At 47.8% G+C, this 13054-nt stretch carries 8 protein-coding genes; 2 read left to right on the top strand and 6 right to left on the bottom strand.

Features of this window, described 5'->3' with window-relative positions:
- Nucleotides 1-406 precede the first annotated feature (406 nt).
- Nucleotides 407-2710, top strand: coding sequence for an FdhF/YdeP family oxidoreductase (locus OCU60_RS20765; RefSeq protein WP_074371052.1), 2304 nt, complete (start codon nt 407-409; stop codon nt 2708-2710).
- Nucleotides 2711-2859: 149 nt separating this feature from the next.
- Here the strand turns inward: OCU60_RS20765 and OCU60_RS20760 are convergent, their stop codons facing one another.
- The 5 genes from OCU60_RS20760 to ahpC all read right to left on the bottom strand — a co-directional run bounded on the left by OCU60_RS20760 (nt 2860) and on the right by ahpC (nt 9690).
- Nucleotides 2860-4746 carry an FAD-dependent oxidoreductase gene (locus OCU60_RS20760; protein ID WP_074371051.1) on the bottom strand — a complete coding sequence of 629 codons (1887 nt, stop codon included), beginning with the start codon at nt 4744-4746 and terminating at the stop codon, nt 2860-2862.
- 445 nt (nt 4747-5191) lie between these two features.
- The gene (locus OCU60_RS20755) at nt 5192-5722 is read right to left on the bottom strand and encodes a DUF3750 domain-containing protein (RefSeq protein WP_074371050.1); all 531 of its coding nucleotides are present in this window, start codon (nt 5720-5722) and stop codon (nt 5192-5194) included.
- Nucleotides 5723-6046: 324 nt separating this feature from the next.
- A complete protein-coding gene (locus tag OCU60_RS20750; RefSeq protein ID WP_261854726.1) occupies nt 6047-7255 on the bottom strand; it encodes an IS256 family transposase in 1209 nt (402 codons plus the stop codon).
- A 166-nt stretch (nt 7256-7421) separates the two neighbouring features.
- A complete protein-coding gene (ahpF, locus tag OCU60_RS20745; RefSeq protein ID WP_074374803.1) occupies nt 7422-8990 on the bottom strand; it encodes an alkyl hydroperoxide reductase subunit F in 1569 nt (522 codons plus the stop codon).
- Between the two features lie 142 nt (nt 8991-9132).
- Nucleotides 9133-9690 carry an alkyl hydroperoxide reductase subunit C gene (ahpC, locus tag OCU60_RS20740; RefSeq protein WP_072961862.1) on the bottom strand — a complete coding sequence of 186 codons (558 nt, stop codon included), beginning with the start codon at nt 9688-9690 and terminating at the stop codon, nt 9133-9135.
- A gap of 353 nt (nt 9691-10043) precedes the next feature.
- On the opposite strand from ahpC, the gene fdhA reads away from it, so the two are divergent.
- The gene (gene fdhA / locus OCU60_RS20735) at nt 10044-11243 is read left to right on the top strand and encodes a formaldehyde dehydrogenase, glutathione-independent (RefSeq protein ID WP_074374804.1); all 1200 of its coding nucleotides are present in this window, start codon (nt 10044-10046) and stop codon (nt 11241-11243) included.
- A gap of 106 nt (nt 11244-11349) precedes the next feature.
- On the opposite strand, the gene OCU60_RS20730 is transcribed toward fdhA, so the two are convergent.
- Entirely contained in the window at nt 11350-13047 is a 1698-nt protein-coding gene (locus OCU60_RS20730) for an FAD-dependent oxidoreductase (RefSeq protein WP_074374805.1), read from the bottom strand.
- Between the last annotated feature and the right edge of the window lie 7 nt (nt 13048-13054).

Genomic DNA, 13054 nt, shown 5'->3' with positions numbered 1-13054 from the left:
AACGAGTATTTGAGGAAAGGCAGTGATGAACTGCTTTTTATTGACCCTGGTCATTGCTAAGGAGTATTTTTGGTGTATTCAAATCAGGTTTCTTTCTTTTCAACATGAATTTGGCTTCCTAACAAATACCTGCGTTATTTTCGGTGAAACTAAGCTGACATTTGTCGTTTTTAGTCATTTGTCGGTTTTTGAGACTGTTATCATTTAGATATTCTCGATGCGTGTTCGTTGGTTCGTTAATAAGAGAAGATATATTTCTATCGCTCTCGTCTTTATCGACTATTGATATGATGGGAAATGTGATGGGAGAGAAGCCTGATTGACTGACCGGATACGGATGCATGATTGTATGATGGCATTGCGTTGGCGGATGTTTTCTGAACATCAAGAATAAGAAGAGAAGCAAATGAGTTATAAAAAATATTCAGGTTCTGCCGGTGGGTGGGCGGCTTTAAAAGCGACGACTCAGCATTTGTTCAAAAGTGGGAATGTTGCAAAAAATATATCCAATCTACTGCGTACCAACCAAGATCACGGGTTTGACTGTCCGGGGTGTGCTTGGGGAGAGAAAGGTGTTCCGGGACGTTTTCGTTTCTGTGAAAACGGTGCAAAAGCCGTCAACTGGGAAGCGACATCTCGTCGGGTCGGCCGGGAATTTTTTACACAATATTCTGTAGAATGGTTGAACAAACAGACGGACTATTTTCTCGAATATCAGGGGCGCCTCAATGAGCCGATGAGTTATAATCCAGAAACGGATCACTACGAGCCGATTAGTTGGGACGATGCCTACGAGATGATCGCCAGTTATCTGAATTTACTTGATGATCCCAATCAGGCTGAATTTTATACATCAGGACGGACCAGTAATGAGGCTGCTTTTGTTTACCAGCTATTGGTCCGCCGCTTTGGTACGAATAACTTTCCTGATTGTTCCAATATGTGTCATGAAGCGACCAGCTATGCGCTGGGGAAAAGTATTGGTATCGGTAAAGGCACGGTGACAATTGATGACTTTGAAAAAGCGGATGCAATTTTCTTATTCGGACAAAACCCAGGCACGAACCATCCTCGAATGCTCGAAACATTGAGTGATGCTTACCGACGGGGTGCCAGAGTTGTTGCTTTCAACAATCTGAAAGAGCGCGGGTTAGAGCGTTTTACCAATCCGCAACATTCGCTCGAAATGATCAGTAATAGTTCGACACCGACCACCAGCCACTATTTCATGCCGAAGTTGGGTGGCGACATGGCTGCCGTTCGCGGTATCGTCAAAGTGCTGCTGGGGTATCATCAGGCAGCCGTACAACGTGGTGAATCGGTTTTTGATTTAGTGTTTATCGAACAGCATACACAAGGATTATCTGCATACCTCGAACAGGTTGAAGCCACCCCTTGGTCGGCGATTATTCAGCAATCGGGTCTGACTCAGGATGAAATCATCCAAGCCGCCGATATTTATCTTCATGCGGAACGGCGGATTGTGACCTGGGCAATGGGAATTACTCAGCATAAACATTCGGTTGCCATCATTGAAGAGTTTGTCAATTTGCAGTTGCTGTTTGGCCAAATCGGCAAACCGGGCGCTGGATTGTGTCCGGTTCGTGGGCATTCGAATGTGCAGGGTGATCGGACCGTTGGTATCAATGACCATCCGCCGCAAGCGTTGTTAAATCATATCGAAAAGGTATTCGGGTTCCGACCGCCACAAGCGCATGGGCATAATGTTCATCATGCATTACAAGCGATGGCGCGTGGCGACAGTAAAGTGTTTATCGGCTTGGGAGGCAATCTGGTTGCGGCAGCACCGGATACGGCCCGGGTCGCACAGGCGATGCGTCAATGTGAACTGACGGTCCACATTGCGACGAAGCTCAACCGGAGTCATGTGAATCCCGGTAAAGCGTCGTTGATTTTACCGTGTCTGGGGCGAACCGATATTGATATGCAGGCCAGCGGTGAACAGCGGGTGACGGTCGAAGATTCATTTTCAATGGTTCATGCTTCATCCGGGCGGGTGGATATGAGTGAAGAGTCGGTTCATTCAGAAGTGGCAATTGTGGTTGGTATCGCTAAAGCAACGTTGGGGGCACACAACCCGGTCGACTGGCAAGCACTGGCGGATAACTATGATCATATCCGTGATTTGATTGAGCAAACGATTCCCGGTTTTGACAATTTCAATCAGCGCCTCGATATACCGGGCGGGTTTTACCTGGGGAATAGTGCCAGAGAGCTCAACTGGAAAACTACCTCAGGGAAAGCGGTGATCGCTGCCAATCCACTACCGGAGCACATATTGGCATTTGACCCGCAAAGTATGACGGATAAACCGGTCTTTATTCTTCAGACAATGCGCTCACACGATCAGTACAATACCACGGTATATGGGTATGATGATCGCTATCGGGGGATCCGGGGTGAGCGTCAGGTTATTTTCCTGAATCCGAAAGATATTGAATTACTGGGATTAAAACCGGAAGAGCGAGTCGATATCGAGACGATCTGGACGGATGATGTGCGGCGGAAAATTGATAACTTTAAGGTTGTCCCGTATCAAATCCCGCAGGGAAATGTGGCTGCGTATTTTCCGGAAGCGAATGCGTTGATTCCACTCGACAGCAAAGGAGACTGGAGTGATACACCCACATCGAAAACGGTGGCGGTCGTGTTGGCTCCGGCGCAGAGTGAACCCTTATTGATTCAATGAGCGTCATTTAATGATCCAAAAGTGATCATGTTGATGGCTTGAAACTGAACAGGGGCAGAAAATATCTGCCCCTGTTGTATTTGGGTGGGGGGTGTCGGCATTCTTCTGACTGAAGCACGATTGTTTGTTTTCAGTGAAGAATCATTGCTTTAAGCACAATCTGAATGTGGCAGTACAGATTTATCGACATGATACTCCGTCGCATAGTGGCGGAGTTTGCAGTCATTTCCATCCGGACAGCCACAGCTTAAACAGCGACGGGCTTCGTGCATTGCGACCTGATCGGTGAAGCCTGTTTCGACTTCTTTAAAGTTATGCCGGCGTTCAGCTAATGTCAGTTCCGGCATTTTGGCCCTCAGAATGTGTTGCAGTGCCTGTGTCAGCGCTTGATCGCGTTGTGCCTGAGTATCGCCCTGAACGATTGAACGGAGTTCGTCTTTGAGCTTCTCAACATGTTCAGGCCGGATCAGGTGGCTTCTGGTGATATTTCTTTCCCGGAAGGACTCGGTGTACAGTTTTTCCATATCGCCGCCAAGAAAACGGTCAATGCCGTATGCCGCTTTGCGCCCATCGGCAACGGCTTCCACTGCGGTTGCCGGGCCGCGGCGAAAATCACCGATTGCAAAAATATTGCGTGAGCCGGAGAACATATTGTCTTCATTCACATCAATGGTCTGATACCGGTTGAGTGGCAGTGCGATGTTGTCATTATCGAGAAAACTGACATCCGTTTGCTGTGAAATTGCTGAAATCACGGTATCAAAGGATTCCATGATGTACTCACCCGTCGGCTGAGGGCGTCTGCGTCCGGAAGCATCTGGTTCACCTAAAGCCATTTTTTCCAGTTTGACCTGACCGACCCGACCATTTTGATCTGCGATATTCTCGACGGGGTTGGTCAGAAAATAAAATTGAACCCCTTCATGTTCTGCTTCTTCGATTTCATAATCTTCTGCCGGCATTTCTTCTCGGGAACGACGGTAAATAATCGTTGCTTGCGCCCCAAGGCGTAAAGCGGTCCGGGCGCAGTCAATCGCAGTATTACCGCCACCGATGACCGCAACATTCTGACCGACGGTATACTGTTGATCGAGCATGTGATCTTTCAGGAAATCCACACCGAGATAGCAGCCGTCGAGGTCACTACCGGGATAAGCCATACCACTGGCTTGCGATGCACCAATTGCCAGACAAACCGCATCATAATTATCGCTCAGTGACGAGAGCAGGAAGTCTTTGCCGAGTCGCTGATTGGTTTTGATGGCCATGCCATGACGACACATCAATTCAATTTCTTGGTCAAGAATTGCTTTCGGCAGACGGTATTCGGGAATGCCATAGCGAAGCCATCCACCTGCTTGGGGCATGGCCTCCAAGATAGTGACATCATAGCCTTCGTTGGTGAGGAAGTAGCCGCAACTGAGCCCTCCTGGTCCGGCACCGACAATCGCTACTTTTTTATGTTTCTCTGCTTTTCTTTCTGGCAGATAAGACTGATACGCGGCCAGATCGTGATCGGCTGCATGGCGTTTTAACTGACGGATTGCCAGTGGTTCGTCCAACTGTTGGCGCTGACATCCGGATTCACAGAAAGCCGGGCAGACCCGGCCAATTGACAGCGGCATCGGGAGTGTTTTTTTGATGACGGCAATTGCTTGCTGATAGTTACCCTGTGCGATGAGCGCCAGATATTGCTGAATATCGACGTGGGCAGGGCAGGCAGTTTGACAAGGCGGTTCACTACAGATGATATTGGGTTGAGAAAGAATGTCCTGAAGGTGTTTTTTTCTGCGTTCTGAGAGGTGGCTGGATGTTGTGGTGACCACCATGCCTTCTACTGGCATTTGCTGACAAGCGGGCTCGATACCTGTACCGAGAATGTCAACCTCGCAGAGTTTACAGTGTTGATGAATACTGCCAGCAGCATCGGTATCACAGAGTGAAGGCAGGGAAACACCACAGGCTCTTGTCGCACTGAGCAGCGTTTGATTCGGATCGACTGTATACGTTGATCCATCGATCATAATATTCACCATGATGACTCTCCATTGTTTCTGATAATCAGTATTTCTGATCATCAGAGCTTTTGATATCCAGCTCGTAAACAGTGTGATCGTCCTGATGCACTTCTCATACTTTCAATGATTCATTATGACTGAATCATTAAAAGTATGCTCGCATTTTGGTGTATTTTTGAGATGAGTATCGGCGATAATTTTTAATTGAAATGAACGAAATTAAATCTATCGATTCACTGGATAATTCACCAACATGATAATATCTATATGAAACTATTCATGAAATAGACAACAACCACACAGTTAGTCTGTTTTTACGTATGCTATTTCATTTCAAGCATGTGCACAAGTGTGAATATGTCTGGTGATCATGTGGATGCATTGTCAGCCATGAGCATTGAGTGTCGATCACAGCGAACCGAAGACAGCGCAAAATCTGTGAGCAACCCAACTTACCATTCGGCTAATTCGCGTAGCCGCTCCCGATCGCCCGGAAAGGCATTTTTAATCCCAGTGCGGGTACCTGTAAGCCAACCCATGCCGGAAATGTATTACTGTTCGGTCCGGGGAAGAGGGTGTATTCATCTGCCCACGGGTAAAATTCAATGGCAGCCGTAATTTCAGGGATCAACTGGCTCGCTTTTTCTCCTTGGAGGGATAAAACTTTTTCTGGTTTGGCACCATACCAGTAGCGATCCGGATGTTTGGTTTGATATTGGGTCAGAACCGAGCGTCCTTGTTTGAGTCGCCAGCCGATCACCTCGTAAACGGTATATTCAGGGGCATTTTTCGGTTTCAGTGCTATCCAAGTGTGCACCGCAAACCAGCCGCGCCAGCCGAACGCGTCGGCGGCATACACTTCAATCACCGCTTCTTTCTCTTGTCCCGGTTCCGGGGCTATACCTGCGGGTTGACGGCTTGCGGTGCGCCAGTCCCCACCACTACAACTGAGAGTCACGATCATCACAAACACGATGAAAAGATATCTGAGCATGATTGAACGTCCTTATGCACGATGTAACTGATTCTTAAGCTACTATAGACAATTCAGGCGCAAAAGACATAACTCGCATATTTTCGGTCGAGATTGATTTGTATCGAAAAGCAATTGAAAGGACAGACACTTGTACTCTTGAAGGGACAGACACTTGAAGAGAAGAACTCAAGAGACAGATGAATTTGAATTACAGGGACAGACGATTTAGGGGCTGACGAAATGGGCTAAAAGGGACAGACGATTTAGAGAGATTTAGAGGGACAGGCAAAGGTAACAACAGAAAACGGAGAGACTGTTCATTATTCTGTGTCACGCCCATTTTTATAAATCCAGATATGGAGTGAGTCTGCCTTCAAAGTGGATGCTGAGCTGAGACAGTGTCAGGTTCCAGTTCTGCACCGGATGCGTCCACTTTTCACTGGCTTTCAACATACCTGCATACAACAGCTTGAGCAAGCTGGTTTCATTAGCAAAACCGCCCTTGGTTTTGGTCAGTTTGCGGAACTGACGATGTACCGCCTCAACCGCATTGGTGGTGTAAATGGCTCTGCGGACCTGTTCGGGATATTTGAAATACACCGATAAGTTCTCCCATTTATTGCGCCATGACTGAATCACCAGCGGGTATTGTGGTCCCCATTTGGCTTCCAGCTCATCCAGCTCATGTTCGGCAGCTTTAAGGGTTGCCGCTTTATAAACACATTTTAAATCCGCCATAAACGCTTTCTGATTTTTGCTGGCGACATACTTCATCGAGTTACGGATTTGATGGATAACACAGAGTTGGACTTCAGTCTGCGGGTAAATGGTTTCAATCGCCTGAGGGAACCCTTTGAGGCCATCGACACAAGCAATACAAATATCTTTGACACCGCGATTTTGTAAGTCGGTCAGGACACTGAGCCAGTAATGCGCGCCTTCGGCATCAGAGAGATAAATCCCCAGCAGCTCTTTTTTTCCTTCGATATTGAGTGCAAGGATGGTGTAAATGGCTTTGGAAACAAAGCGACCGTTTTCCTTGATTTTGTAGTGAACGGCATCAAGCCAGACGACCGGATAGACGGGGTCTAAATCCCGCTCCTGCCATGCTCTGAGCTCAGGGATAAGACGGTCGGTGATGGCGTTAATCGTGCCATTGGAAACGCTGATACCATACATATCCAGCAGATATTCCCGGATATGTTGATAGCTGTTGCCAAGGGCAAACAGGGAGAGGACATTACGTTCCATCTCATCGGTCAGTCGGGTCTGGTGCTTCTTGACAGTTTGCGGGTCAAAAGAGCCATTTCGGTCACGGGGCGTTTCAAGTTCAAATTCCCCGGATGAGGTTTTAACGGTTTTGCGGGATTTTCCATTTTTGCGATTGTCGGGCTCAGCTTCAAGGTGCTGTTCGATTTCAGCCCCGAGCGCGGCTTCAGTGATTTGCTTAATCAACGGGGTGAGCAAACCGTCTTTGCCGTTGAGGCCCTGACCGGATTGCAATGCTTTGGCAAAAGCTTGAATATCAATTTCGAATTTATCGTCAGACATAAGGTGTCATTTCCTTTTTGGTTCAGTTTAAAGAAATGACACAGAAATTTGAACACTACCAAAACGGACGCTTGTTTTAAGCGCCCGTTTTGCCTATTGAGAGTCAATGGATATAAGTAACTATCAATGACTCATGTATGAGTGAACTGACAGTCACTCGAACCCATCACCCCTGATGACGAATCAGGTAATCAAATGCTCCCAGACTGGCTTTCGCCCCTTCGCCCATAGCGATAATAATTTGTTTATAAGGGACAGTCGTCGCATCTCCGGCAGCAAATACTCCTGACATACTGGTGTCGCCTCGGCTACCGACTTCGATTTCACCTCTTGGTGAGAGCGTTACATCTGAATCTTTCAGCCATTCTGTATTGGGAACCAAACCAATTTGCACGAAAATACCGGATAACAGGAGAGTATGGATCTCATCGGTATGGCGATCTTTATATTTAAGACCGGTCACCCGTTTTCCATCGCCAATCACTTCGGTGGTCTGTGCCATGGTAATGATGTCGATATTCGGCAGAGAGTTTGCTTTATCAATCAGTACTTGGTCTGCACGAAGTATATCGGCAAATTCAAGGACCGTGACGTGTTCGACAATCCCGGCCAAATCAATCGCGGCTTCAATACCGGAGTTGCCGCCACCGATAACGGCTGTTTTCTTCCCTTTAAACAGTGGACCGTCACAGTGTGGGCAGTAAGCAACCCCTTTATTGCGGTATTCATGTTCACCGGGAACATTCATTTCTCTCCAGCGTGCGCCCGGGCTGAGAATGACACTTTTACTCTTGAGGGTTGCACCGCTTTCAAGATTGACGTGAATATACCCATCTTCGGTATAAGCTGCACCCATCAACCGGTCTGCTTGCTGATCAGTAATGATATCCACATCATATTCTTTGAGATGCTCACCCAGATCGGCTGCCAGTTTCGGCCCTTCGGTTCTCTTGACGGAGATAAAGTTTTCAATCGCCATCGTGTCCATCACTTGACCACCGAGACGCTTCGCAACGATACCTGTCCGGATGCCTTTACGAGCGGCATAAACAGCCGCAGCACCACCGGCAGGTCCGCCACCGACGACCAATACATCGTATGGGTCTTTTTCATTAATACTGGCTGTTGCTCTTTCCGCTGCACCATCATCAATTTTGGTTAAGATTTCTGCTAATGACATCCGGCCTTGCCCGAATAACTCACCATTCACAAAAACGCTTGGCACTGCCAGAATATCACGTTGTTTGACTTCATCTTGGAACAGGGCACCATCAATCATCGTGACCCGAATGTCTGGGTTGATTGCAGCCATCATGTTGAAAGCTTGAACCACATCGGGACAGTTCTGACACGAGAGGGAGATAAAGACTTCCACATCCAGTTTTTTATGAAGACTGGCAATCTGCGTGATGGTCTCATCTTCAAGTTTCATCGGATGACCACCCGAGTGGAGCAGCGCTAAAACCAATGAGGTAAACTCGTGTCCCATCGGCACACCTGCAAAACGCAATTGTGTACCTTTCTCCGGATTCGTGACCGCCATGACGGGTTTACGTTCACTGGCCGCGTTATCATGTACTACCGAGACATGATCGCTTAATGTTTCGATCTCTTCAGCCAGTGAAAGAATTTCTTGAGATGTTTTACTTTCATCTAGACTGACCACTAAGCGGACATCTTCTTTTAAGTTTGTGAGATATTGTTTTAATTGTTGTTTGATCGCTTGGTCTAGCATGTTTCGATTACACCTTGTCTTTAGATAGATAAAGAGAGTGACCACTCTAGATAATGAGAGAGGGGAGAGAGCAAGCCGGATGCGTTGGTCGTATGGTACATCCAGCCCACTCTCAAATTAAAAAATCTAAATCAGAAAATCGTTAGATTTTGCCGACAAGATCCAGTGAAGGTGCCAATGTTTCTTCACCTTCTTTCCATTTTGCCGGGCAAACTTCGCCTGGGTGTGCTGCAACATATTGTGCTGCCTTGACTTTTCTCAGCAGGTCTTCAGCGTCACGGCCAATCCCTTCAGCAGTAATTTCCATTGCCTGAATGACACCTTCAGGATCGATGAGGAATGTTGCACGGTCTGCAAGGCCTTGACCTTCACGCATCACACCGAAGTTGTTGGTGATGTTACCGGTTTGGTCACCAAGCATGTAATACTGAATTTTGCCAATCGTGTCAGAACTGTCATGCCATGCTTTGTGCGTGAAGTGGGTGTCAGTTGAGACGGAGAATACTTCAACGCCACGCTCTTGAAGCTCAGCATAATGATCGGCAAGATCACCTAATTCTGTTGGGCAAACGAATGTGAAATCAGCAGGATAGAAGAAAAATACTGCCCATTTGCCCTCGACACTTTTTTCTGTGACTTCAACAAATTCACCGTTTTTATAAGCGGTTGCACTAAATGGTTTGATTTTTGTATTGATCATGATTTTTTTACTTTCCTTTCAGTTGGTTAGCTTTGCAATATCTTGCCTTCGAGATGTATATTCGCACTGCCGCACCACAAAATAAAATCACTTGTAGCTATTCATTTGATAGGAAAAATCTATTTTATCGGAACTGAGATAATTGCTGGCTATCACATGGGTGATTGAACGCGATGATTGACGGGGATCTTTTCTGTGGTGATAAAAGTCTAATCAACACCACAGAAAATACTTTCTTGACAGTCATGAGTCGCGACTTGACTGAATGGTGTCGTATACGAATATCTATTGTGAATTCATGCTCGCTAACGTGGCAGACGCAGTACAATAATAATTCGCTTAAGGAGAACAGAATGTGCAATTCCAGTAATCACGGTGTTGTATATAAAGGACCGGGACAAGTCGCCGTTGAATCGATCGCTTTTCCGGAGTTGGCTCTGGGAAAAAGGAAGTGTAATCACGGCGTCATCCTGAAGGTTCTGACCACCAATATTTGTGGGAGTGACCAGCACATGGTCCGCGGACGGACAACCGCATCGGCGGGACTCGTTCTGGGTCATGAAATCACCGGTGTGATCCTTGAAAAAGGAGACGACGTTGAATTCCTGAATGTGGGTGATATCGTTTCCGTTCCTTTCAACATTGCTTGTGGACGCTGTCGCAACTGTAAATCCGGTATGACGGGCATCTGTCTGAATGTCAACCCGGCACGTCCCGGCGCTGCTTATGGTTATGTCGATATGGGGGGCTGGGTCGGTGGCCAGTCAGAGTACGTGATGGTACCGTATGCTGATTTCAATCTGCTGAAGTTCCCTGATTCAGATCAGGCAATGGAAAAAATTCGGGATCTGACATTGCTCTCTGATATCTTCCCGACCGGCTTCCACGGCTGTGTGACCGCGGGTGTCGGTCCCGGTTCAACCGTGTATGTCGCAGGGGCTGGTCCGGTTGGTCTCGCTGCTGCTGTGTCGGCCCAATTGCTGGGGGCTGCGTGTGTGATCGTGGGTGACATGATAGAGGAACGTCTTGAACAGGCACGAAGCTTTGGCTGTGAAACGATCGACTTGCGTCAAGACGGCGATATGGAAGATAAACTGGAAGTGATTCTCGGTGAACGAGAAGTTGACTGTTTTGTTGACTGTGTTGGGTTTGAAGCGCATGGCTGTGGCTGTGGCGGACACCATAAAGAAGCGCCTGCGGCTGTGTTAAACTCAGCGATGCAAATCACTCGTGCCGGTGGCCAAATTGGTATCCCGGGGCTGTATGTGACGGATGATCCGGGCGCAACGGATGAAGCGGCAAGAATCGGTGCGTTGAGTATGCGTTTTGGTCTCGGTTGGGCGAAATCCCATTCGTTTCATACCGGTCAGTGCCCGGTGATGAAATATCACCGCTCTCTGATGCAGGCGATTCTGTTTGATAAAGTCAACATTGCAAAAGCGGTGAACGTTCAGCTGATCACGTTGGATCAGGCACCGCAAGGTTATGCTGATTTTGATGGTGGCGCAGCGAAAAAATTCGTTATTGATCCACACGGTAGTGTTACCGCATAGATTGACCATTTCACCCGATATCGGGTGACTGGCATCAAACGCGCTGGGTTGCAAATACCCGGCGCGTTTTTTGTGGTGGTGAGGGCGTTAAATGACAGAACATCCACTAAGCTGTGGCGAACTGATAAGTGCGATAGCCACCGAGCAGATTTCGTGCTCTGAAACCATGATTCACCAGTTGGCGATAGGCGACATTACCGCGTAACCCAACCTGACAGTAAATAATGATCTCTTTGTCTTTCGGTAACTCATGCATACGCTGGCGGAGTTGATCGACCGGAATATTGACAGCACCTGCCAGATAACCGTTTTGTAACTCGCCGGGATTACGGACATCAAGTAACAACTGGTCGGCAGTGAGGTGATCAATTTCGTCAAAGTGAATCGCTGCAGAATCGCCTTTGATGAGGTTGTTTGCGACAAATGCGGCTTGGTTAATCACGTCTTTCGCACTCCCGTAAGGTGGCGCGTAAGTCAGCTCAAGGTGTTGTAACTGATCGACGGTCATTCCGGCACGCTGAGCCACTGCCATGACGTCGATACGTTTATCGATGCCATCTTTACCCAACGCTTGCGCACCGAAAATCTTGCCTGACTTTGGATCGAACAGCATTTTGAACGACACCACTTCTGCCCCCGGGTAGTAGCTCGCGTGGCTCGCTGTGTGGACATACACTTTTTCGTACTCGGTACCTTCACGTTTGAGCTGTTTCTCATTCTTACCCGTTGATGCCACGGCTAAATCGAAAATCTTACAAATCGCAGTGCCTTGAGTGCCCTGATAAGTTTCGCGACGACCAAGCATATTGTCGGCCGCCATCCGGCCTTGACGGTTTGCAGGACCCGCTAAAGGGACCAGTGTCGGTTTACCCGTGACGAAGTCTTTCTCTTCGATAGCATCACCAACCGCGTAGATCGATGGATCGCTCGTTTGCATGTATTCATTGGTGTAAATGCCGCCAAGCTCACCAATTTGCAGACCGGCCTCTGAAGCCAGTTTGGTTTCAGGACGAACACCAATGGCCATAATCAGAATATCAGTGGTCAGTGTGTCGCCATTGCTGAGTGTCAGATCGAGTTCGCCATTCACGTGCTGGTGTTCTATTTGACCTGAATCCATGCTTGCCAGTGAGGTGGTTGGCTTGAATTCGACCGATTGCAACGCTGTGGACAGACGTAAATCAATGCCTTTTGCTTTGATTTCGGCATGTACAAAACCTGCCATTTCTCGATCGACTGGGGTCATCACTTGGTCAGCCATTTCCAGCAGTGTGGTTTGAATACCGAGCTGGTGGAAAGCTTCCATCATTTCCAAACCGATAAAACCACCGCCCACAACCGTTGCGTGATCAACTTGGTTGGTATTGATAGTTTGGATAATTTTATCCATATCTGGAATGTTACGTAGCGAGTGCGTTAATGGATTGTCTAGCCCCGGAATGGGCGGCACAACCGGCCCCGCACCTGGGCTGAGAAGCAGGAAGTCGTAGCTTTCAGTGTACTCGCTTTGGTCTGAAAGGTTACGAACCGTGAGCGTTTTCTCTGCGCGGTTAATACGGAGCACTTCATTCATGACGCGTACATCTACGTTAAAACGTGCCAGAAAACTTTCCGGTGTTTGCAGTAGAAGGTGGCCGCGCTCTTTGATGTCTCCACCGATATGGTAGGGCAGCCCGCAATTAGCAAACGAAACGAAGGGACCGCGTTCAAGCATTATAATTTCAGCATCTTCACTAAGACGGCGCGCGCGAGCTGCTGCAGATGCACCGCCCGCAACGCCGCCAATAATTACGATTTTTGTCATAAAGTAA

The organism is Vibrio spartinae (assembly GCF_024347135.1).
GTDB lineage: Bacteria > Pseudomonadota > Gammaproteobacteria > Enterobacterales > Vibrionaceae > Vibrio > Vibrio spartinae.
The sequence above is the reverse complement of the archived record's forward strand: the minus strand, read 5'-3'. Positions and strand labels throughout refer to the sequence as shown.